Annotated in this window: 21 protein-coding genes; 7 read left to right on the plus strand and 14 right to left on the minus strand. The window is 66.9% G+C overall.

The features are described from left to right. Window positions 1–69: 69 nt before the first annotated feature. The gene (locus RU01_RS12885) at window positions 70–672 is read left to right on the plus strand and encodes a hypothetical protein (protein ID WP_042574959.1); all 603 of its coding nucleotides are present in this window, start codon (window positions 70–72) and stop codon (window positions 670–672) included. 6 nt (window positions 673–678) lie between these two features. Here RU01_RS12885 and RU01_RS12890 read toward each other — a convergent pair whose 3' ends face one another. Together RU01_RS12890 and RU01_RS12895 are read right to left on the minus strand one after the other, a co-directional pair. After that, a complete protein-coding gene (locus tag RU01_RS12890; RefSeq protein WP_156148907.1) occupies window positions 679–1,359 on the minus strand; it encodes a hypothetical protein in 681 nt (226 codons plus the stop codon). A gap of 108 nt (window positions 1,360–1,467) precedes the next feature. Continuing rightward, the gene (locus RU01_RS12895; protein WP_042574960.1) at window positions 1,468–1,764 is read right to left on the minus strand and encodes a hypothetical protein; all 297 of its coding nucleotides are present in this window, start codon (window positions 1,762–1,764) and stop codon (window positions 1,468–1,470) included. 167 nt (window positions 1,765–1,931) lie between these two features. On the opposite strand from RU01_RS12895, the gene htpG reads away from it, so the two are divergent. Together htpG and RU01_RS12905 are read left to right on the plus strand one after the other, a co-directional pair. After that, window positions 1,932–3,824 (plus strand): molecular chaperone HtpG, encoded by a 1,893-nt coding sequence (htpG, locus tag RU01_RS12900; protein ID WP_442970513.1) that lies wholly within the window; start codon window positions 1,932–1,934, stop codon window positions 3,822–3,824. Between the two features lie 36 nt (window positions 3,825–3,860). Further along, the gene (locus RU01_RS12905) at window positions 3,861–5,198 is read left to right on the plus strand and encodes a flavin monoamine oxidase family protein (RefSeq protein WP_197074768.1); all 1,338 of its coding nucleotides are present in this window, start codon (window positions 3,861–3,863) and stop codon (window positions 5,196–5,198) included. On the opposite strand, the gene ligD is transcribed toward RU01_RS12905, so the two are convergent. Next, window positions 5,179–6,132, minus strand: a complete 954-nt coding sequence (ligD, locus tag RU01_RS12910; protein ID WP_042574963.1) for a non-homologous end-joining DNA ligase — start codon at window positions 6,130–6,132, stop codon at window positions 5,179–5,181. The genes RU01_RS12905 and ligD overlap by 20 nt on opposite strands. A 71-nt stretch (window positions 6,133–6,203) precedes the next feature. Between ligD and RU01_RS12915 the strand changes: the two genes are divergently transcribed. Further along, a complete protein-coding gene (locus RU01_RS12915) occupies window positions 6,204–6,527 on the plus strand; it encodes a putative quinol monooxygenase (RefSeq protein ID WP_042574964.1) in 324 nt (107 codons plus the stop codon). Here RU01_RS12915 and RU01_RS12920 read toward each other — a convergent pair. Both RU01_RS12920 and RU01_RS12925 read right to left on the minus strand, forming a co-directional pair. After that, window positions 6,524–7,420, minus strand: a complete 897-nt coding sequence (locus RU01_RS12920; RefSeq protein WP_197074769.1) for an alpha/beta fold hydrolase — start codon at window positions 7,418–7,420, stop codon at window positions 6,524–6,526. The two genes, RU01_RS12915 and RU01_RS12920, sit on opposite strands and share 4 nt — an antisense overlap. 7 nt (window positions 7,421–7,427) lie before the next feature. Then, a complete protein-coding gene (locus tag RU01_RS12925; protein WP_197074770.1) occupies window positions 7,428–8,006 on the minus strand; it encodes a TetR/AcrR family transcriptional regulator in 579 nt (192 codons plus the stop codon). Between the two features lie 53 nt (window positions 8,007–8,059). Here RU01_RS12925 and RU01_RS12930 point away from each other — a divergent pair, with 53 nt between their 5' ends. Beyond that, entirely contained in the window at window positions 8,060–8,977 is a 918-nt protein-coding gene (locus tag RU01_RS12930; RefSeq protein WP_042575005.1) for an oxygenase MpaB family protein, read from the plus strand. A 318-nt stretch (window positions 8,978–9,295) separates the two neighbouring features. Further along, window positions 9,296–9,991, plus strand: coding sequence for an endonuclease domain-containing protein (locus tag RU01_RS12935; RefSeq protein ID WP_231568697.1), 696 nt, complete (start codon window positions 9,296–9,298; stop codon window positions 9,989–9,991). Window positions 9,992–10,047: 56 nt separating this feature from the next. Here the strand turns inward: RU01_RS12935 and RU01_RS12940 are convergent, their stop codons facing one another. Both RU01_RS12940 and groL read right to left on the minus strand, forming a co-directional pair. Continuing rightward, window positions 10,048–10,533 carry an alpha/beta fold hydrolase gene (locus RU01_RS12940; RefSeq protein WP_231568698.1) on the minus strand — a complete coding sequence of 162 codons (486 nt, stop codon included), beginning with the start codon at window positions 10,531–10,533 and terminating at the stop codon, window positions 10,048–10,050. A gap of 70 nt (window positions 10,534–10,603) precedes the next feature. Further along, complete coding sequence (gene groL, locus RU01_RS12945) at window positions 10,604–12,229, minus strand: chaperonin GroEL (RefSeq protein ID WP_042575006.1); 1,626 nt, start codon at window positions 12,227–12,229, stop codon at window positions 10,604–10,606. A gap of 381 nt (window positions 12,230–12,610) precedes the next feature. Between groL and RU01_RS12950 the strand changes: the two genes are divergently transcribed. Continuing rightward, entirely contained in the window at window positions 12,611–14,059 is a 1,449-nt protein-coding gene (locus RU01_RS12950; protein ID WP_197074772.1) for an amino acid permease, read from the plus strand. On the opposite strand, the gene RU01_RS12955 is transcribed toward RU01_RS12950, so the two are convergent. From RU01_RS12955 to RU01_RS12985, 7 genes are all read right to left on the minus strand, one after another. Continuing rightward, window positions 14,060–14,956, minus strand: coding sequence for a serine/threonine-protein kinase (locus RU01_RS12955; RefSeq protein WP_042574970.1), 897 nt, complete (start codon window positions 14,954–14,956; stop codon window positions 14,060–14,062). It abuts the gene before it with no gap. Next, entirely contained in the window at window positions 14,953–15,750 is a 798-nt protein-coding gene (locus RU01_RS12960) for an HAD-IIA family hydrolase (RefSeq protein ID WP_042574971.1), read from the minus strand. Before RU01_RS12960 ends, RU01_RS12955 begins: the two co-directional genes overlap by 4 nt. 9 nt (window positions 15,751–15,759) lie before the next feature. Next, the gene (locus RU01_RS12965) at window positions 15,760–16,656 is read right to left on the minus strand and encodes a DMT family transporter (protein ID WP_042574972.1); all 897 of its coding nucleotides are present in this window, start codon (window positions 16,654–16,656) and stop codon (window positions 15,760–15,762) included. Between the two features lie 4 nt (window positions 16,657–16,660). Next, entirely contained in the window at window positions 16,661–17,203 is a 543-nt protein-coding gene (locus tag RU01_RS12970) for a DUF6764 family protein (protein ID WP_231568699.1), read from the minus strand. A 107-nt stretch (window positions 17,204–17,310) separates the two neighbouring features. Further along, complete coding sequence (locus tag RU01_RS12975) at window positions 17,311–17,652, minus strand: UBP-type zinc finger domain-containing protein (RefSeq protein WP_042574973.1); 342 nt, start codon at window positions 17,650–17,652, stop codon at window positions 17,311–17,313. Further along, a complete protein-coding gene (locus RU01_RS12980; RefSeq protein WP_042574974.1) occupies window positions 17,652–19,103 on the minus strand; it encodes an ATP-binding protein in 1,452 nt (483 codons plus the stop codon). The genes RU01_RS12975 and RU01_RS12980 overlap by 1 nt, the downstream gene beginning before the upstream one ends. Before the next feature lie 32 nt (window positions 19,104–19,135). Then, window positions 19,136–20,833: an FAD-dependent oxidoreductase gene (locus RU01_RS12985; protein WP_442970512.1), complete on the minus strand. Its 1,698-nt coding sequence runs from the start codon at window positions 20,831–20,833 to the stop codon at window positions 19,136–19,138.

Consider the following 20,833-nt stretch of genomic DNA (forward strand, 5'->3'; position numbering starts at 1 on the left):
ATGCCCAGTCGGGGGCTCGCCCGAACCTCGATCGCCTCACAGAGCCGCGTCGGCGCTACTGTCGGGCCGGTGACTCGATCGGTTTTCGACGGCGACATCTCCGGACTCGGCACCTCCACCGGCACCAGGATCGTCGTCGGCCACTGGACGTCGTCGCCGTTGGGCGACTTCACCGACGTCATGGTCGAGTTCGCCGACGGCGAGCGTCTGCTCCTCGCCCCGTCCGACGCGGTCCGCGAGTTCGTCACCGCGACCTACCGGTTCGACACGACGACCATCACGGGCGTCTCCTATCACCGCAGAGGGGACAGCGTCAGCGTCTCGGCCGGCGATCTCGAGGTGTCGTTCCGGATCGGCGGCCCGACACTGCTGGGTCGACTGCTCTCGGTCGCGCCGACGGCAGTGGTCACCTCACCCTGGTTCTGCACGATCAGCGACCCGATCGCCCGCGTCGCCCTACGCGGTGTGCGGACCAAGGGCACCGCGGGCGGCGGGCGTCGCGAGTACTACGGGGCCCACGGGCAGCACCACATCACCGCCACGACCGCGTCGTGGAAGGGCGACGACCTGGGCCCGTTGAGCGACGTCGATCCACCGGTGCGTTTCGGGTTCGGGTCCACACCGAGGACGCCGTCGACCACTCTGATCCGCACCACGATCGACGAGCGATGACCGACGTCATCGCAGGGTGATGTTCTTCTCTCGTGAGAGGAAGAAGGCGTTCGAGCCGACACGGGCGCAGGCGACCCCGTCTTCGCGGGAGACGCAGAAGCTCTGTCCCGTGTTGATCACCTCGCCGTACTGCAGGGTGCGGATGTTCTCCGAACCGGTGAAATAGCCCTGATTCGAGCAGTAGTGGATCGGCCCGGTGCTCTCCACACGGACGGCGTACTTGCTGGTCGGACCGTTCGAGCAGACTTCGCCCTCATCGGGAGCGACACTGGACACGGCCTGGCATCCCAGGAATCCCACCGACGTTCCGTTCGGGAAGAGTCCGCATGAGACATTCCCCGACGGTGTCCGGAAGTAGTACCCCTCACCGGCCCCGCCGCTGTCGCGGAACAGTTCGGGGTCCACCGACACCTCCTGCGACCCCGGACGCGGGAGTGCGTCCGCCGGGTCTGCCGACTCAGCCGACTCTGCCGACGGCGACTGCTCGACCGGCTGTTCCTCTGCGCCCGGCTGATCCGACGCTGCATCGGTGGGCACCTCGGTCGCAGCCACGACCGATGTCGGTGCGGGCGCCGGAACCGCCGTCGCGGACCTCGTCTCGTCTGAAGCGGAACAGGCTCCCAGCACCGCGGCGCCGGCGATCATGGCGGCCGCGATGGCGGCCCGTGTGCTCGTCGAGAGTGGCATGTCGACTCCTGTCCGGAGCCGGCCCGTCGCCGCCCCCTCTGGCATACCTATCGGTCTTTTTACGACGATGGTTACCTTCGCTCAGGTCACGATCAGGCCACGACTGGGCTAACTACCGTCGATCGGCGCGATGCCGGCGATGAGTTGGTACGGAGTGAACGAAAAGCCACGCTGAGGTCCGACCCAGCGGATGCAGTCGACCAGGATGGTCGTGCCCTTGGCGCGCTCTGCTGCAGCGACATCCGGACACGAGGGGAAGATCCCCGGCACCACCTCGTAGTACAACGGCCCGATGTACGTCGGCGCCGCCGAAGCAGTTCCCGCCCCTGCCAGCACCGATCCCGCCGTGACCGCTCCGGCGGCGAGCACCCCACCGATCATTCGTCGCACTCCGATTCGCACCATGACATACACCTTCCGATGAGAGAGTCCCGGCCTTCGCGAACCGTACCGCGCGGATTGTTACGGGGGAAGAGGCGTGCGGAACCGCATGCACGGTTGCCGTAAAATACGAGGGTCCACCAGGCACTTGTTTCGATCAGGGGAGTCACGTGACCGCGCACGTCGAAGAAATGCAGTTCCAGGCCGAGACCCGGCAGCTGTTGGATCTGATGATCCACTCGGTCTACTCCAACAAGGACTCGTTCCTGCGCGAGTTGGTGTCGAACTCGTCGGACGCGCTGGACAAGCTGCGCCTCGAGTCGTTCCAGAACAAGGATCTCGGCGCCGACACCACCGATCTGCACATCGACCTCGAGATCGACAAGGAGAACCGCACCCTCACGGTGCGGGACAACGGCATCGGCATGTCCCGCGACGAGGTCGTCGATCTGATCGGCACGCTTGCCAAGTCCGGCACGGCCGAGGTCCGGGCGAAGCTCAAGGAAGCCAAGGACGCCGCGGCATCGGAAGAACTGATCGGCCAGTTCGGTATCGGCTTCTATTCCACGTTCATGGTGGCCGACAAGGTCACCCTCGTCACCCGTCGCGCCGGTGAGGAGACCGCCACGCGCTGGGAGTCCAGCGGCGAAGGCACGTACACGATCGAGGAGGTTCCCGACGCGCCCCAGGGCAGTGCCGTGACGCTGCACCTCAAGCCGGCCGACGACGAGGACCACCTGTACGACTACACCTCGGAACACAAGATCCGGGAGCTGGTCAAGCGCTACTCCGACTTCATCGCATGGCCCATCCGTATGCAGGTCGAGAAGACCACCGGCGAGGGCGACGACGCCACGACGGTGCTCGAGGACGAGACCGTCAACTCGATGAAGGCGCTCTGGACGCGGTCGAAGGACGACGTCTCCGAGGAGGAGTACACCGAGTTCTACCGCCACGTCAGCCATGCATGGGACGAGCCGCTCGAGGTCATCCCCATGAAGGCCGAGGGCACCTTCGAATACCAAGCGCTGCTGTTCATTCCGTCGCGTGCGCCGTTCGACCTGTTCATGCGCGAATCGAAGATCGGTATCCAGCTGTACGTCAAGCGCGTCTTCATCATGGACGACTGCGAGGAACTCGTGCCCGAGTACCTGCGCTTCGTCAAGGGTGTCGTCGACGCAGCCGATCTGTCGCTCAACGTCTCTCGTGAAATCCTGCAGCAGGACCGCCAGATCCGCGCGATCCGTCGCCGCCTGACCAAGAAGGTGCTGAGCACCGTCAAGGACCTGCAGGCGAACGAGCCGGAGAAGTACAGCACGTTCTGGGGTGAATTCGGCCGTGCCCTCAAGGAAGGGCTGCTGTCCGACCACGACAACCAGGAGACCATCCTCGGGCTGTCGTCCTTCGCGACGACGCAGAGCGACGAGAAGCCGACCACGTTGGCGGAGTACGTCTCTCGTATGAAGGACGGCCAGGACGCGATCTACTACATGACCGGCGAGTCGCGTCAGCAGGTGGAGAACTCCCCGCACATGGAGGCATTCACTGCCAAGGGGCTCGAGGTGTTGATCCTCACCGACGCCGTCGACGAGATGTGGACCGGGTCCGTCCCCGAGTTCGACGGGAAGCCGTTCCGCTCCATCGCCAAGGGCGCCGTGGACCTGGGCGACGACGAGGCCGAATCCGAGGAGAAGGACGCACAGAAGGCTCGGTTCGCCGACCTCACCACCTGGATGGCCGAGACGCTGTCCGACGACGTCAAGGAGGTCCGTCTGTCCTCACGCCTGACCACATCACCCGCGTGCATCGTCGGTGACGACTTCTCGCTGAGCCCCCAGCTCGAGAAGATGTACCGGGCGTCCGGTCAGCCCGTGCCGAAGACCAAACGCATCCTGGAACTCAATCCGGATCATGCCCTGGTCACGGCTCTGGAGACGGCCCATGCCGAGCACAAGGACGACATGGCTCTCGCCGAGACCGCGAAGCTCCTCTACGGCACCGCATTGCTCGCCGAGGGCGGCGAACTCGAGGATCCGGCGTCGTTCGCAAAGCTGTTGGCGGAGCGCCTGACCCGCACGATGTGACCCACAAACATGGGGCCCGCCCGTAGGGTGGGCCCCATGTCGGGGGACGTGATCGTGATCGGGGCGGGACTCAGCGGGCTCGTCGCTGCACTGGAGCTGGAGCGAGCGGGTCGGTCCGTCACGGTGCTCGAGGCCGCCGATCGCATCGGCGGGAAGGTGCTCACCCGTGATGTCGACGGGCACCACGTCGACTACGGCGCTCACTGGGTCGGCGGGGATCAGACGGCTGTCCTGGACCTGGCCGACGAGCTCGGCGTCGCCACAGCACCCGAACCGCGTCGTCGACGTGGTGCCGACGAACTCTTCGCTGCCGCTGGACGCGTCCTCCGATATCACGGGCAGGTGCCACCGATACCGGCACGGGAGTGGCTGCCGGTGGGACTCGGAATCGCCGGACTGGACGTGGCAGTGCGACGCAGCCGCAGTACCCCGCTCCCCGTACTCGACGCCTGGCGTCCCGGCGAGCACGACATGTCGAACGAGATCGGCGATCGACTGTTCCGGTCCGCGTACGGGCGCGACATCCTCACCTGCTTCTATCGCCTGATCTTCGGAGCCGACCCCGACGAGGTCCCGGCCCGCGCCGCGCTCGAGTACCTGCGGGCGGCCGGCAGCCTGCGCGCGATCGCGGAAGTACGTGACGGTGCGCAGGAGCGGTACTTCGTGGACGGCGCCGGGGCCCTCGTCGCCGCTGTGGCGCAGCAACTCTCGTCGGAGCCTCGTCTACGGCGACCGGTCACCGCCGTCCGGTCCGATGGGTCGGGAGTCGACGTCGTCACCGAGGACGGAACTCTACGAGCGTCCGCCGTGGTGATCGCGGTACCCCTGCCCCGCGCTGCGGACATCGACGGCGCACTCCCTGCCGGTGACCGGATGCGGAACTCGCGCATGGGCGAGTACGCGAAGACCATCGTCGTGTACGACAGACCGTGGTGGCGCGAGGACGGTCTCACCGGAACCGTCCTCGACGTCGACGGACCCGTGCAGATGGTCGTCGACGGTAACCCCGGCGCGGCCTCCCCCGGTGTCCTCGTCGCCTTCAGCGGTGGGCGAGCGGCGTCGGACCTGTTCTCCCGCAGTGACCGTCGTGAGGTCGTCGTCGCGGAGCTGGTCCGCCTGTTCGGCGCGCATGCGGCGTCCCCACGCCTGGTCGACGACATCACCTGGTCGGAGCAACCGTGGCTGGGCGGCGCACCCACCGCCATCCCCCCGTACGGCGGAATCTTCGAGCCCGCCGACCTGACCACCGGCCGAGTGCACTGGGCGGGAACGGATCTGGCGGACCGCTGGCCGGGCTACCTCGACGGAGCCGTGCGGTCCGGTCGGCGAGCGGCCGCCGAAATCATCGGTGGGCTCACTCCTCCGGCTCCGTGAGCCCCTCCCGCTCATCGCGCTCAGCCCATTCGATCAGCGGCTCGATCGAGTACACGGCATCGTCGATGCCGGCGTGCAGATCGCCCAGGTCGGCATACCGCGCGGGCACCGTGTACATCGTCAGGTCACCGGGCTCGACGTCCGCGATCTCGTCCCACGTGATCGGAGTCGACACGGTCGCATCCTGATTCCCGCGCACGGAATACGCGCTGGCGATGGTGTGATCCCGCGCGTTCTGGTTGTAGTCGACGAACAGCTTCGAAGGATCGCGATCCTTGCGCCACCACGTCGTCGTCACGTCCTCGGGTGCGCGCCTCTCGACCTCGCGGGCGAACGCCAGTGCAGCCCTGCGCACATCCTTGAACCCGTGATCCGGGGCGATACGGACATAGACGTGTAACCCGTTGCCACCCGACGTCTTCGGCCATCCCACAGCGCCCAGTTCGTCCAGCACCTCGTGAACGACACCCGCGACCCGTCGCACCCGGTCGAACGAGCAGTCGGGCATCGGATCCAGATCGATCCGCCACTCGTCCGGACTCTCCACGTCGGCGCGGCGACTGTTCCATGGATGGAACTCCACCGTCGACATCTGCACGGCCCAGATCACGTGCGCCAGTTCCGTGACGCAGAGTTCGTCCGCGGTGCGGTTGTAGCGCGGGAAGGTGACCTTCACGGTCTCCATCCAGTCCGGAGCACCCTTGGGCAGGCGCTTCTGGTGCACCTTCTCCCCCGCCAGCCCGTCCGGGAAGCGGTGCATCATGCACGGCCGCTCGCGAAGTGCGCGCACGATGCCGTCCCCCACGGACAGGTAGTACTCGACCAGATCGCGCTTGGTGGCACCGCTCGCAGGGAAGTACACGCGGTCGGGGTTGGACACCCGCACCGTGCGTCCGCGGACATCGAGCTCGATCGCCGGTGACGTGGCTGCCATATTCGCGATACTAGTGCGGGCCGAGGGGGTACACAGGGAGTCGACCCGTCCGCTCGTTCGAAGGAGCCCCGTTGATCTTCATCACCGCCAAGTTCAGAGTGAAGCCCGAGCACGCCGACGACTGGCCGCAGATCTCGCGCGCCTTCACCGAGGCGTGCCAGGCGGAAGAGGGATGCCTCTGGTACTTCTGGTCGCGCACGCTCGACGACCCCACCGAGTACGTCCTGGTAGAGGCATTCCGCGATCCCGATGCCGGCGCGGCCCACGTCCAGTCGGACCATTTCAAGCAGGCGCAGAAGGACCTCCCGCCGTACCTGCAGGAGACCCCGAAGATCATCAGCCAGGAAGTGGACGGTACGGACTGGAACGAGCTGGGAGAGCTCGCAGTCGACTAGTTCTCCGCCAGCGTCCGGACGGCGTCGGCGAATTGTCCCGGGAGTTCCTGGGGCGGATTGTGCCCGGCGTCGACGGCGCGGACGTCGATCAGATCGGTGAAGTGCGCCGAGTGGTCGGATACTCCGTACAGCGCCGCCACGGTGTCCTCCGTCGGATCGATCACGATGGTGGGCACCGTGATTCGCGGTTGCGTCGCCAACAGCTGTTCGGTCTCGGCGTACGCCGCGTCACCCGGTGCCAGGTCGTACCGGTGGCGGTACGAATGAACGGCTACGTCCACGAAATCCGGGTTGTCGAACGACGGCGCCGTGGCGGCGAACTCGGAGTCACCGAACCTCCACGTCGGCGACCAGTCGGTCCACAGTGTCTGTGCGATCTCCGCGCGGTACGCCGCCAGACCGGCGCGACCTCGCTCCGAATGAAGGTAGTACTGGTACCAGTACCGCTTCTCCAGATGCGGTGGCGCCGGGGTCGTCGCAGCCGCCGCGCGGTCCTGCACCAGGTACCCGGACACACTGAGAAGACCCGACACCGATTCCGGCCAGACGGCGGCGACGACACACGCGGCCCGGCCGCCCCAGTCGTACCCGGCGACGAGTGGCCGGTCGAGGTCCAGCGCCGCGATCAGGTCACGCAGGTCGTGGCCGAGTGCCGCCTGTTCTCCCGACCGCATCGCCTCTGCGTCGGCAAAGCGTGTCGGGCCGAAGCCGCGCAGATACGGAACGACCACATCGAACCCCTGCTTCGCCAGGATGCGCGCGACATCGTCGAAGCAGCGGGGGTCGTACGGGAAGCCGTGCAGCAGTACGACAGTCCGCCCCGCCGGATCGCCGTGGCGCTCGTAGGCGACGTCGAGAACCCCGGCCCTGACGGTGCTGATCACTGGTGCCATGGGTCCATCATGCCCGTCGACCACCGCGGCCGGCCGAGGTGACGACATCGATGCAATGGTCGACGAACCGCTGTCGATCGACCTCGATTCCGCCGTCGAGGTACATCGTGAACAGAGCCGTGAGCGCCCCCACGACGCCGGTCGCCGTCAACTGCCGGTCAACCTCGTCGGACTCGAGCTGCTCGCCCACCACCGACACGAAGACGGGCATCGTCGTCATGCCCAGCGTGCTCAATGCAGGATCCACGAACGGCGCTGTCAGAAGCACTCGGCCACGAGCCGGTTCGTCGATCATCAACTCGACGAACGCCGTGACGGCGCGGCGGGCGCGCTCGTCCGGGCGACGGGCCTGACCCACGGCCGTGACCAGTGCCTCGCGCGCACCCTCGGCGACCTCGCGATAGACGGTGCGCACGAACGTGTCCCGATCGGTGAAGTTCTCGTAGAAGTAGCGTTCGGTGAGCGAGGCGCGCGAACACACCGAGCGCACGGTGACCGCGGGCCGACCGACCGAGCCGAGAAGTTCCACCCCGACCGCCAGCAGGGTTGCGCGCCGCTGCTCCCGTCGGGCCTCGAGCGTGGTCACGTTGCGACACCTCACTGTTGACGACCGTCCACCCAGGACCCTACGGTGACAACATGCGTAGTCAGCCGTTGGGGCAGGAGTCACTTACCTGGCGATACTTCGGGGACTGGCGCGGCATGCTGCAGGGGCCCTGGGCCGGCTCCATGCAGAACATGCACCCGGCCCTCGGCGCTGCCGTGACCGAGCACTCGACCTTCGAGTCCGAGCGATGGCAGCGCGTGATGCGGTCGCTGTACCCGATCGGCGGCGTGGTCTTCGACGGCGACCGTGCCGCGGACACCGGCGCTCGAATCCGTTACTATCACAAGGACATCAGCGGTCTCGACGCCCACGGGAAGCCGTACCACGCCCTCGATCCCGACGTCTTCTACTGGGCGCACGCCACGTTCTTCGTCGGCACGATGCTCACCGCCGACTACTTCATGGGTGGCATCACCGAGGCCGAGCGTGAGCAACTGTTCGTCGAACACCGGCAGTGGTACTCCCTGTACGGCATGAGCATGCGCCCGGTTCCCGAGACCTGGCCCGACTTCCAGCGCTACTGGGACCACATGTGCCGCGAGGTGCTCGAGGACACCGCCGCCGCACGCTCGGTGCTCGACATGTCCGCCCTCCCCCGGCCACCCTTCCTCCCCTGGCTGCCCAGGCGGTTGTGGGGGCTGCTGCTCCCCGGCATCGAGAAGTCCGCGGTCCGGATGACTGTCGGCCTCTACGACCCGGCGGTCCGAGATCTCCTGGGCTACAACTGGACCGACAGGGACGAGCGGTGGCTTCGCCGTGTCGGCACACTGGTGAACCTCGCCTTCCGCATGGTCCCGGCGCGCCGGCGTATGCATCCCCGCGCCCGAGCCGGCGTCGACATCGCTGCCGGTCGACAGCCCGCGAACTCGCCGCTCGCGGAGACCCCCGACCGCAATCTGCCGCCCCTCAGCCGTCGGGACAACCCCCGGCATTACGTACCCGGCCGCTGACCGCACGTCAGTGCACCCGATCGCGCACGAATCAGCGGAAAGGCAGATTCCGGCACCATAATGTGGCACCAGATGCAACAGCCGCTGGAGCGCTGTTGATGAGCGATCGGTAGTCCACAGGGGCACCTCCTGGTGGGAGTACCGCCGCTACGGGCGTCGCGACACTGTTGCGATGGACGTGTTCACCTGGCACCAGCTCATCGCCGGCGGAATCGACGGCTCGACGGTGAGCCGGCGGGCCGCACGCGGCGCTCTTCACCGTGTGCTTCCCGGTGTCTCTCGTCGGAAGTGCCTACGTACACGACACGATGCGAGGCAGTGAGGCTCTGGAAGCCCGACGCAGTGTTCAGCCACGACACCGCGGCGTGGATGTGGGACCTCCTCCCCGAGCCCGGCATCGTGCACGCCACCCTTCCGAGGACCGGCACCGCGAGAGGTCCCGACTGGCTGAAATTGCATCGCCGAACCCTCACGAACGTCCGATGGTTGGGGGACACACCTGTCGTGTCGATCGAGCACGCGATCCTCGACGTCGCGGGCACGTTGAGTCAGCCTCGGTTCGAGAAGGTGATCGACAGTGCACTGTCACGAGCGGTGAGCTGGCGTTCTCTGGCACAGCTCTGCGACGAGGCAGCCGGGAAGACGGGCATGCGGATGCTGCGCGTCCAGTTGCGGCGTGCATGCCCGAACACACTGTCCGAACCCGAACGGAAGGTTGCCAGGGCGCTCACCGCCCGGAACCTCCACATGGAGATCAACGGCAAGGTCGGTCCGTACTACGGAGACCTGGTGGATCGGCGAGCTCGCGTGATCGTGGAAGTCGACGGACGCGAATTCCACACTGCCGGCGCCGTCTTCACCAGTGACCGGCGCCGTCAGAATGCACTGGTGCTCGATGAATGGATGGTGCTGCGATATTCCGCAGCGACCGTGTCCGCACACGTCGACGTTGTCGCGGACGAGATAGTCGCCACCGTGCGCCGTCGACGATCCTCGGCTCGACGACGCACGTGACTGCACCCGATCGCACTCGAATCTGCCACTTCGCAGAATTACCGACGATCGGGTGCCTACACGTGCAGCGAGGCCGCCACCTCCCCGAGCACCCCCTCGAACTGATGCCCACCGTTCTCGTGCTCGACCACCCGAGCATCGGGGAGTGTCGCGGAGGCGAGGGCGAGGTGTGAGAAGGGGACCACCTCGTCGTCGCGGCAGTGGTGCAGCGACAGAGACACCCCGAGCGGCGCGGAGTATTCGTACTGAGGAACGTCCCAGCCGGACGTAGTCCAGTCGGGCATTGCCAGCAGCGTGGCGGCGGGAAACGGGACCGAGGCGAGCACGTGCAGCAGGACGGTGGCGCCGAAGGAGTGGGCGACGACGATGTCGGGTCCGGCATCGAGCCCGCGGCGCACGTACGCCGCCCACGCATCGACGGACATGTCGTCGTCCGGGATGCGCGGCATGTCGACGGCCGCACCGAGCAGGGAGCCGAGCCCCTCGGCCAGCGGCAGATCGTCGTCCTCGCCGCCGGCACCGTGGATGAACAGCATTCTCATGGCCTACATCCGAACACGGAAAAGCCCGGCCCACCAGAAGGTGGGCCGGGCTTCTACGACAGAGCTGGACTCAGAAGTCCATGCCGCCCATGCCACCGGTCGGATCGCCTGCAGGCGCTCCGGCCTTCTCGGGCTTGTCGGCGACGACGGCCTCGGTGGTGAGGAACAGAGCCGCGATCGACGCTGCGTTCTGCAGTGCCGAGCGGGTGACCTTGACCGGGTCGTTGATGCCGGCAGCGAGCAGGTCCTCGTACTCGTTGGTCGCGGCGTTGAGGCCGTGTCCCAGCGGGAGGTTGCGGACCTTCTCCGCGACGACGCCGGGCTCGAGGCCGGCGTTGAACGCGATCTGCTTCAGCGGTGCTTCGAGGGCGACGCGAACGATGTTCACGCCGGTTGCCTCGTCACCCGTGAGGTTGAGGTTCTCGAGCGCGGGAGCGGACTGCAGCAGAGCCACGCCACCACCGGCGACGATGCCCTCTTCGACAGCAGCCTTGGCGTTGCGCACGGCATCTTCGATGCGGTGCTTGCGCTCCTTGAGCTCGACCTCGGTCGCAGCTCCGGCCTTGATGACTGCAACGCCACCGGCCAGCTTGGCCAGGCGCTCCTGCAGCTTCTCGCGGTCGTAGTCCGAGTCGGAGTTCTCGATCTCGGCGCGGATCTGCGAGACACGACCGGCGATGGCGTCGGCGTCGCCGGCACCTTCGATGATGGTGGTCTCGTCCTTGGTGATGACGACCTTGCGTGCGGTGCCGAGCAGCTCGAGTCCGGCGGTCTCCAGGGAGAGGCCGACCTCTTCGCTGATGACCTCTCCACCGGTGAGGATGGCGATGTCGGCGAGCTGTGCCTTGCGGCGGTCACCGAAGCCCGGTGCCTTGACGGCGACGGACTTGAAGGTGCCACGGATCTTGTTGACCACGAGGGTGGAGAGAGCTTCGCCCTCGACGTCCTCGGCGATGATCAGCAACGGCTTGCCGGACTGGATGACCTTCTCCAGCAAGGGAAGCAGATCCTTGACCGTCGACACCTTGGAGCTCACGAGCAGGATGTACGCGTCTTCGAGGACGGCTTCCTGGCGCTCTGCATCGGTGACGAAGTAGCCGGAGATGTAGCCCTTGTCGAAGCGCATGCCTTCGGTGAGCTCGAGCTGCAGGCCGAAGGTGTTGGACTCCTCGACCGTGATGACGCCTTCCTTGCCGACCTTGTCCATGGCCTCGGCGATGAGCTCGCCGATGGACGCGTCGCCTGCGGAGATACCAGCGGTAGCAGCGATCTGCTCCTTGGTGTCGATCTCCTTGGCGGACGCGAGCAGGGACTCGGTGACAGCGGCGACCGCTGCTTCGATGCCGCGCTTGAGGCCGAGCGGGTTCGCGCCGGCTGCGACGTTGCGCAGGCCTTCGCGGACGAGTGCCTGAGCGAGGACGGTCGCGGTGGTGGTTCCGTCACCGGCAACGTCGTCGGTCTTCTTGGCAACCTCTTTGACCAGCTCTGCGCCGATCTTCTCGTAGGGGTCGTCCAGCTCGATCTCCTTGGCGATGGAAACACCGTCGTTGGTGATCGTGGGGGCGCCCCACTTCTTTTCGAGTACGACGTTGCGACCCTTGGGGCCCAACGTCACCTTGACTGCGTCGGCGAGGGCATTGAGGCCTCGCTCGAGGCCACGGCGTGCCTCTTCGTCGAACGCGATGATCTTGGCCATTGCGAAGTGATCCTCCGGATTGGGGGTGACACGCGAGCGACCACGGGTGGGTCGCTCCATTTCCACATCCGGCCGAGTCGGTGCCCGCGACGGACGATCAGGGGTGTCGATGATTCCCGATCTCACCTCGTCGACCTGGCACTCACAGTACGCGAGTGCCAAACAGATTTCTAGCACTCGGGGTGGTCGAGTGCAAGGAGCAGGGATTCACACGGTGTTCACGCGCGGGAACGACGACGGAACACCGGAGGAGAAAGATCGCACGAGCGCCGAGTTCCTCGGTGGCAGAACCGAATCGGACAAACCGAACACGCCTACCCGCGCGGACGAAAGGACATCACCGTGTCCGATGCAGTCGACACCACCTATGACAATTCCGCGATGGCCCACGAGGAGGAGGGCTACGACAAGGGTCTGAAACCGCGCCAGCTGCAGATGATCGCGATCGGCGGCGCCATCGGCACCGGCCTGTTCCTCGGAGCGGGCGGCCGACTCGAATCCGCAGGCCCCGGCCTCTTCATCGTCTACGCCGTCTGCGGCGTCTTCGTCTTCTTCATCCTCCGGGCACTCGGCGAGCTGGTCCTGCACCGCCCGTCCTCCGGGTCCTTCGTCTCCTACGCCCGAGAGTTCTACGGGGAGAAAGCAGCCTTCGCCGCGGGCTGGATGTACTTCCTGAACTGGGCCATGACGGCGATCGTGGACGTCACCGCCGTCGCCACCTACATGCACTACTGGGGGGCGTTCAAGGGCATTCCTCAGTGGACCATCGCGCTGATCGCCCTGGCCATCGTGCTCGCGGTCAACCTGGTCTCGGTGAAGTGGTTCGGCGAGATGGAGTTCTGGGCCGCGATGATCAAGGTGGCCGCACTGGTCACCTTCCTCGTCGTCGGCACCGTGTTCCTCGCGGGCCGCTTCGAGGTCGACGGACAATCCACCGGGTTCGGCGTCATCTCCAGCAGTGGCGGGCTGTTCCCCACCGGCGCCTGGCCGCTGGTGATCGTGACCTCGGGTGTCGTCTTCGCGTACGCCGCCGTCGAGCTGGTGGGTACCGCCGCCGGCGAGACGGAGAACCCGGCGAAGGTGATGCCGCGAGCGATCAACTCCGTCATCGTCCGCATCGCACTGTTCTATGTGGGTTCGCTCGTCCTGTTGGCATTGCTGCTGCCGTACACGACGTACAAGTCGGGCGAGAGCCCCTTCGTCACCTTCTTCTCCCGCATCGGCATCGAGGGCGCCGGCACCATCATGAACATCGTCGTGGTCACCGCGGCGCTGTCCAGCCTCAACGCCGGCCTGTACTCCACGGGCCGGATCCTTCGGTCGATGGCCATGAACGGCAGCGCGCCGTCCTTCACGGCCAAGATGAGCAAGAACGGCGTTCCGTTCGGCGGCATCCTCCTCACCGGGGCTCTGACACTCTTCGGCGTCGCGCTGAACGCGTTCAAGCCGGGCGAGGCATTCGAGATCGTGCTGAACATGTCGGCGCTCGGCATCATCGCCTCGTGGGCGACGATCGTGCTGTGCCAACTGCAGCTCTACCGCTGGAGCAAGAAGGGCATTCTCGACCGGCCGTCGTTCCGACTCTTCGGAGCCCCGTACACGAGCTACGCGACGCTGGTGTTCCTCGCCGCGGTGCTGGTGCTGATGGCACTCGACGCGCCCATCGGCACGTGGACCGTCGCCACGCTCGTGGTCATCGTGCCGCTGCTGATCGGCGGATGGTTCCTGGTGCGCAAGAGGGCGCTGGCCGTCGCGGAGGAGCGCATGGGATACACGGGCAAGTACCCCGTCGTCGCGAACCGTCCGGTGGATCCCGAAGCACCCGAGTAACTATCGACGCCGATACCAGGGCCGTAGCGGCGGTGGCGGTGGCACGTATCCCTCGAGGGCACGGGCCACCGCCACACTCATGTCGTGGCACGAGCCGAAACGGTCGGCCGGGTCCTTGGCCATCGCACGGTGGACGACAGCGTCGACTGCCCTCGGAAGATCGGCGCGACGGGTACTGATGTCCGGTGGTGTGCGGGTGAGGTGCGCATTCATGACGGCGAACTGTGTGGGCAGCGGGAAGGGTGTGCGTCCCGTCAACAGTTCGACGAGCGTCGCACCCAGGGCGTAGATGTCGGTCCGCGCCGTCAGCGTCTCGCCGCGGAGAAGCTCCGGCGCCGCGTACCCGATGGACGCGAGGACGGTTCCGTCGTCGGACACCAGCGGCATCCTCTCGTCGACCATGCGCGCGATACCCCAGTCCGACAACAGGACCTGTTCGAGTTCGCCCGGATCGACCACCGTCGAGATGAGGATGTTCGCGGGCTTGACGTCCCGATGCACGACGCCGACGCCGTGCGCATGATCGAGCGCGTGCGACACCTCGTCGACGATGCGGGCGGCCCGCAGCACATCCATCGGTATCTGGCCGCGCGCCACCAGCCGTGCGGCGCTGTATCCGTCGACATAGTGCATCGACATCCACAGTCGGCCGTCGCAGTCGCCGTGGGCGTGCACCGCGACGATGTTCCGATGACGCAGTCGCACGCCGAGTTCCGCCTCGGCGACGAACTTGCGCCGGATAACCTCGGACTGCGATGCCGCAGCGTCCAGGATCTTCAGAGTCTCGAGCTCGGTGGAGCCCTCCCGGTGCACGAGGTACACCTCGCTCATGCCGCCGCGCCCCAGGATCCTCTCGATGCGGTGACCCGCGAACTCGGACCCCGGGGGCAGGATCACGACGCCCCGATGTCCAGCACGGCCGGCAGGTCCGCGACCGAGTCGACGACGAAGGCGGGCTGCATCGCGTACTGGTCGCGGGCGTGCCGGTCGAGTCGCTCCTGACGGAACTTGCCCGTGCGCACCAGAACTCCGCGCATTCCCACGACCTGGGCCGCGAGAACGTCGTTGTCCAGATCGTCGCCCACCATGACCACCAGATCCGGGTCGACACCCATCCGCTCGGCCGAGGTCTGGAATCCGAGTGGTGCAGGCTTGCCGACGGCGGTGGCCTTGCGCCCCGACGCCGACTCCATTCCCGTCAGATACATGCCCGTGTCGATGCGCAGGCCCTTCTCGTTGGTCCACATCAGACTGCGATGCATCGCGACGACGGGCACGCCCTGGCACATCCAGTCGTAGACGCGGCTCAGGGCGTCGTGCGTGAACTGTTCGCCCGCACCGCCGAGCACGACGACGTCGGGATCGGTGTCGACCCATTCCACTCCAGGCAGGTCGTCGGCGATGACCCCGCTGTTGAGGAGCACGCAGCGAGCACCCGGGTACGTGGTGCGCAGGTGGTCCGCCGTCAGGGTTGCGGCGGTGACGATCTCGTCGGCGTGGACCTCGATCCCGGAGCCGCCGAGAGCGTCGGCGATCTGCTCGCGCGTCTTCGACGTCGTGTTGGTCAGGAAGGCGCACGCGACGTCGTGGTCCCGCAGGATCTTCACGGTCTCCGCCGCGCCGGAGATGGGCTGCCAGCTGGACATGAGTACACCGTCGATGTCGAACAGCACCCCACCGATCGGACTCATGCGACGAGCCTAGTGGCGCTCCGGGTTCGGGGCAGGATGGGCGGAGTCGACGTCCTCGGACGCTCCCGCCGACCGGGCGAGCGCGACGGCCGCCACCAGCACCAGGACCAGTGCTGCGACCAGGAGCGCCGTCACCTCGGGGTCCGCGTCGAGGTATTCGCCGAGGACGACGAAGCCCAGCAGCGATGCGACCATCGGTTCCATCACCGTGGTGGCCGGCAGCGATGCCTGCAATGCGCCGACCTGGAATGCCGACTGCTGCAGGGAGATGGCGACGACGGCCACGCCGATCAGCGCGTAGAGCTCGACCGACGTCATCAGCGGAACGATGCCTCGCCCGGCGAGATGGACGACGGCCTTGGTCAGCACGGCGGCGACTCCGAACAGCGCGCCGCCCGCGAGGCCGAGCAACAGCGCCCGCCGCGAGCGTGACCCCGTTCTGGATGCGACCACGCAGGCGGCGACGAACGGAAGCCCGATGCACAGCACGATGATCCAGTGGCGCGTCTCGGCGCGTTCGACGCCGGGCCGGGGGTCGCCGACCACGACGAGCACCGCGATCGCGGCGGTCAGAATCGATGCCCACGCCCAGTCCTTCGCCCCGACGGCACGCCCCGAGAAGCGTGCGCCGAGAGGAAGAGCGAACAGGAGCGACGTCACCAGCAGTGGTTGCACCAACAGCAGAGAGCCGAGACCGAGTGCCGCGGCCTGGAGGGCGTATCCCCCGACGCCCACGACGGTGCCGAACCACCACAGTGGTTCGCGCACCAGCGCGGTGATCGGTCCCAGCCTCCCGACGGCGTCGTCGGGAACCGCCGAGGCCGACCGTTGACGCACCACCGTCCCCACCGCGATGCAGAGCGCTGCGCCGAGCGCGCAGACGACGGCGAGGACGGTGTCGTTCACTCGGCTACGAACCGGCGATACAGGACCGTCCGGTGGAGAGGTCGAGAGCGAAGGAGTTCAGTCCGGCGCAGTCCACCCCGGTGACCGTGCTCGCGGTGGCGCCGCCGCCGTAGCCGGCGATGGCGATGGAGGTGCCGCCGTCGGTGGCGAACGACTGCGAGATACCGCCGCCGATCGAGTACGAGTACGAGGTGCCCGCTCCCAGAACGGCACTGAGCGCCGTGCCGAAGCCCGTCGCGTTCGAGGTGGACCGGCCACCGTCGGCGACGCTGACCGCGGTGCCGCTGTCGGCCGCGGACGAGGTGGCGACACCGGCGCCGGTGGCCTTCGCTCCGCAGCTGGCCGTCCCGTTCACCTGGATGTCGTTGGCCGACGGCGGCGAGACGCAGGAGACCGGGGCGGCCGTGGCGACACCGGTGCCGAGGATCGCGCCGGCGGCGACGGTGGCGCCGACGGCGACGGCTGCGCTGAATCGCGTTGCACGAGAGCGACTTCGATCCGAACGTGTGATGGAGGAGAAGAAGGACTGGGTGGAGTGAAACGACACGGACGGCTCCTGAGGCTGTGCGAGAGAATGCATCGTGCAATGCACCGCAGACCTTACCGCGCCGAATGACCTACCGGTGAGTAACGAGGTAACGATTCGACAGCGCGTCAGCGGACGCGGTTCTGCCAGTCCCACGGCACCCGCGACGCAGGCCCGGGAACGGTCTGGTCCAGCGGATGATGCTGCGGCGCAGCCAGTTCGGGTCCGTCGAAACCTTCCTCCGTCACGTAGTCCCAGAACCAGGTCTCGCCGGGTTCGTACGACTGCACGATGGGGTGTCCGGAGCCGGCGGCGTGGGCGCTCGCATGCTGCGACGGTGACGAGTCACAGCATCCGACGTGACCGCACTGTGCGCACCGGCGCAGATGCACCCACCACCCTCCGGTGGCCTCGCAGTCCGCGCATCCGGGTCCGCTCGGCGCCGCCGTCGGGTCGATTCCTGCAGTCATCAGATCTCCTCTTCCGCTGTCGGCATCGGCGCGCCGGTCGGCCCGTCGATCGGAATCCTGACCTGGAACCGGGTGTCCCCCGGTTCCGACAGCAACCGTAGGTCGCCGCCGTGCTTCTTCACCACGATCCGCCAGGAGATGTCGAGCCCCAGGCCGGTGCCCTCGCCCACCGGTTTGGTGGTGAAGAACGGTTCGAAGATGCGTGAGCGGATCTCCTCGGGCACCCCGGGGCCCGTGTCGCAAATTTCGACGAGGGCCGTCTCGCCTTCCCGCGCGGTTCTCAGCGTGAGCGTTCCGCGGCCGCCCATCGCCTGGACGGCGTTGTCGATCAGGTTGGTCCATACCTGGTTCAGTTCGGCCGCGTACGCCGCCACCGGAGGCAGCGCGGGATCGAAATCCTTGACGACGCGGATGTCGTCGCCGATCTTGCGTCCGAGCATCACCAGCGTGCTCTTGAGCAGGACGCGCAGGTCCGCGCGCTGGAAGGGTGCACGGTCCATCTGCGAATACTGCTTCGCCGCATTCACCAGCGTCGACACCCGCGTCGTCGAGTCGGAGATCTCGTTCATGAGCAGCTCGGTCTCGATGGTGTAGTTGAGCCACCGGATCGTGCTCTCGAGAAGGTCCTTGCCGGTGTCCGCGGCGACGCGTTCGAGCCAGTTCGAGTCGATACCTGCCTGGACGAAGGTGGGAGCCAGATCCCAGCCGTCGGTGATCCCGTGCTCGTCGAACCACTCACCGAGCACGTCCTCGCGATCGGAGGCCTCCATCGGACTCAGATCCGGTGCCTTGCCGACCAGCTCGGCGGCCTCGTCCTGCAGACGGATCAAGCCCGTCAGCGAGTCGGTGTCGTAGACACCCGAGGCGATGACCCCGAGTTTGCGCCGCATGTGCGACACCCGATCTCGCAGTGCCGCCGTCGCGCGGACCGCCGCCGCAGCAGGGTTGTTCAGCTCGTGCGTCAGGCCGGCCGACAACGACCCCAGAGCCAACAGCCGTTCCCGCTGGTCGATGACCTGTTTGCTGTTCTGCTGCCCGAAGAAGAGTCCCTCGAGCATGTGCACGGCCATCGGGAACCACTCGCGCATCAGGTCCCCGAACCGCTCGGAGTCGAGCACGAAGAACCGGGACGGACGCGTCACGTCCATCCCCGACATGTACTTCTGCGGAGCGCGGTCCCCGAGGTACGCCTGCCACGCGCCCGCGTAGACGCCGCGCGACGACGTGCGGTTGACCTCGATCTTCTCGCCACCCGACATCTTGGTCAGCACCAGTTCCCCGTCCAGGAGGACGTAGAAGCACGTGGCGTCGTCACCCTCGGCGAACACGGGACCGGCCTCGATCATCTCCACGTGCCCGTTCTCGCACAGCTGCGCGAGCTGGTGCTCGTCGAGAGCCTCGAAGAGGAAGAGCGTCTTCAGTTCGTCGGTGCTGCAGTCGAGTTCGGTCATGATTTCCAGCTCTCTCACAGGGTGCGCGAGGTTCAGGGTTGCGCGAGGTAACGGTGGACGAGCATGACGGCCATCGCACCTTCACCGACGGCCGACGCGACGCGTTTGGCGGAATCCGCACGGACGTCACCGGCCGCGAAGATTCCGGGCACGCTGGTCTCGAGATGGTGCGGTGCGCGGTCGACCGACCACCCCGGCGGTCGAGTGCCGTCGACCGTGAGGTCCTGACCCGAGACGACGAAGCCGTGTCGGTCGCGCACCACGACACCGTCGAGCCACTCGGTCCGCGGCGCCGCCCCGATGAAGAGGAAGAGGTAGCCGGTGTCGACGGTCTCCTCGGCGCCGGAGACCCTGTCGCGCAACGTGATCCGTTCCAGGTGTCCGTCGCCGCCCGCGGCGGTCACCTCGGTGCAGGAGCGGACCGAGATGACGGGGTTCTTCTCGATCTGCTGCACCAGGTAGTACGACATCGACGCCTCCAGCGACTCCGCGCGCACGACGATGGTGACGGACTTCGCCCACTTCGACAGATACATCGCGGCCTGCCCTGCCGAGTTGGCACCGCCGACGATGTAGACGTCCTGTCCCGTGCATCCGACCGCTTCGGTCACCGCGGACCCGTAGAACACGCCGCGACCCGCGAAGTCGTCGACACCCGCCGCCGGATGCCGACGGTACGAGACTCCCGTGGCCAGGATGATCGAGTGGGCGGCGATGGTGGTGCCGTCGGTCAATCGGACCAGGCGCGCCGGCCCGTCCACTTCGAGGCCGGCGACCTCACGCGTGGTGATCAGCTCGGCGCCGAACTTCTCCGCCTGCCGACGCGCACGTTCGGCCAACTGCGCCCCGGAGACACCGTCGGGAAAGCCCAGGTAGTTCTCGATGCGTGAGCTCTGGCCCGCCTGCCCGCCCGTCGCAGTGCGCTCGACCAGAACCGTCTTCAATCCCTCCGAGGCGCCGTAGACCGCGGCGCCGAGTCCGGCGGGTCCACCACCGACGACGACGAGGTCGTAGAACTCTTCCGTCGGCGTCGTTCCCAGTCCGAAGTAGTCGGCCAACTCGGTGTCGGTGGGGTCGACCAGGCACGATCCGTCGGCGCACACGACCACGGGAAGCGTGCGGTCGTCGTGTCCGGCGGCGGCGAGGAGTCGAGCACCCTCGGGCTCGTCCGCCAGGAACCACCGGTACGGAAGTCGGTTGCGAGCCAGGAACTCTCGCATCTCGGACGAACGGGACGCCCAGCGACCTGCGACGACCTTGGTTTCGAATATCGGCCGGATGTCGGCGGCGTGCCACGACTCGAGCAAGGTGTCGACCACCGGGTACAGCTTCTCCTCCGGCGGATCCCACGGCTTGAGGAGGTAGTAGTCGAGGTCGACGACGTTGATCGCCTCGATGGCGGCATCCGTGTCCGCGTAGGCGGTCAGCAGCACGCGACGCGCGAAGGGGAACACGTCCATGGCCTGTTCGAGGAACTCGAGACCGCTCATCGACGGCATCCGATAGTCCGCGAGCAGCACGGCGACCTGGTCACCGCGCAGTGCGATCTCCCGCAATGCCTCGAGCGCCGATTCACCGGACTCCGCCCGGATGATGCGGTAGTTCTCGCCGTACTTGCGGCGGAGGTCACGGGCTACCGCGCGGGAGACACCCGGATCGTCGTCCACCGTGAGAATTGCCGGCTTGCTCCGTGAATCCGACGTTCGGGCAACCTGATCGGGCACGATCAC

Source organism: Rhodococcus sp. MEB064 (assembly GCF_000834565.1).
Classification (GTDB): domain Bacteria; phylum Actinomycetota; class Actinomycetes; order Mycobacteriales; family Mycobacteriaceae; genus Rhodococcoides.

Excerpts from the sequence above, each read along its gene's own strand:
- RU01_RS12950 (WP_197074772.1), top strand. The coding sequence starts at position 12,611 with ATGGCCCACGAGGAGGAGGGCTACGACAAGGGTCTGAAACCGCGCCAG.
- RU01_RS12905 (WP_197074768.1), top strand. The coding sequence starts at position 3,861 with ATGTCGGGGGACGTGATCGTGATCGGGGCGGGACTCAGCGGGCTCGTC.
- ligD (WP_042574963.1), bottom strand. The coding sequence starts at position 6,132 with ATGGCAGCCACGTCACCGGCGATCGAGCTCGATGTCCGCGGACGCACG.
- RU01_RS12960 (WP_042574971.1), bottom strand. The coding sequence starts at position 15,750 with ATGAGTCCGATCGGTGGGGTGCTGTTCGACATCGACGGTGTACTCATG.
- RU01_RS12920 (WP_197074769.1), bottom strand. The coding sequence starts at position 7,420 with ATGGCACCAGTGATCAGCACCGTCAGGGCCGGGGTTCTCGACGTCGCC.
- RU01_RS12895 (WP_042574960.1), bottom strand. The coding sequence starts at position 1,764 with ATGGTGCGAATCGGAGTGCGACGAATGATCGGTGGGGTGCTCGCCGCC.
- groL (WP_042575006.1), bottom strand. The coding sequence starts at position 12,229 with ATGGCCAAGATCATCGCGTTCGACGAAGAGGCACGCCGTGGCCTCGAG.
- RU01_RS12940 (WP_231568698.1), bottom strand. The coding sequence starts at position 10,533 with ATGAGAATGCTGTTCATCCACGGTGCCGGCGGCGAGGACGACGATCTG.
- RU01_RS12975 (WP_042574973.1), bottom strand. The coding sequence starts at position 17,652 with ATGACTGCAGGAATCGACCCGACGGCGGCGCCGAGCGGACCCGGATGC.
- RU01_RS12890 (WP_156148907.1), bottom strand. The coding sequence starts at position 1,359 with ATGCCACTCTCGACGAGCACACGGGCCGCCATCGCGGCCGCCATGATC.
- RU01_RS12980 (WP_042574974.1), bottom strand. The coding sequence starts at position 19,103 with ATGACCGAACTCGACTGCAGCACCGACGAACTGAAGACGCTCTTCCTC.
- htpG (WP_442970513.1), top strand. The coding sequence starts at position 1,932 with ATGCAGTTCCAGGCCGAGACCCGGCAGCTGTTGGATCTGATGATCCAC.
- RU01_RS12930 (WP_042575005.1), top strand. The coding sequence starts at position 8,060 with ATGCGTAGTCAGCCGTTGGGGCAGGAGTCACTTACCTGGCGATACTTC.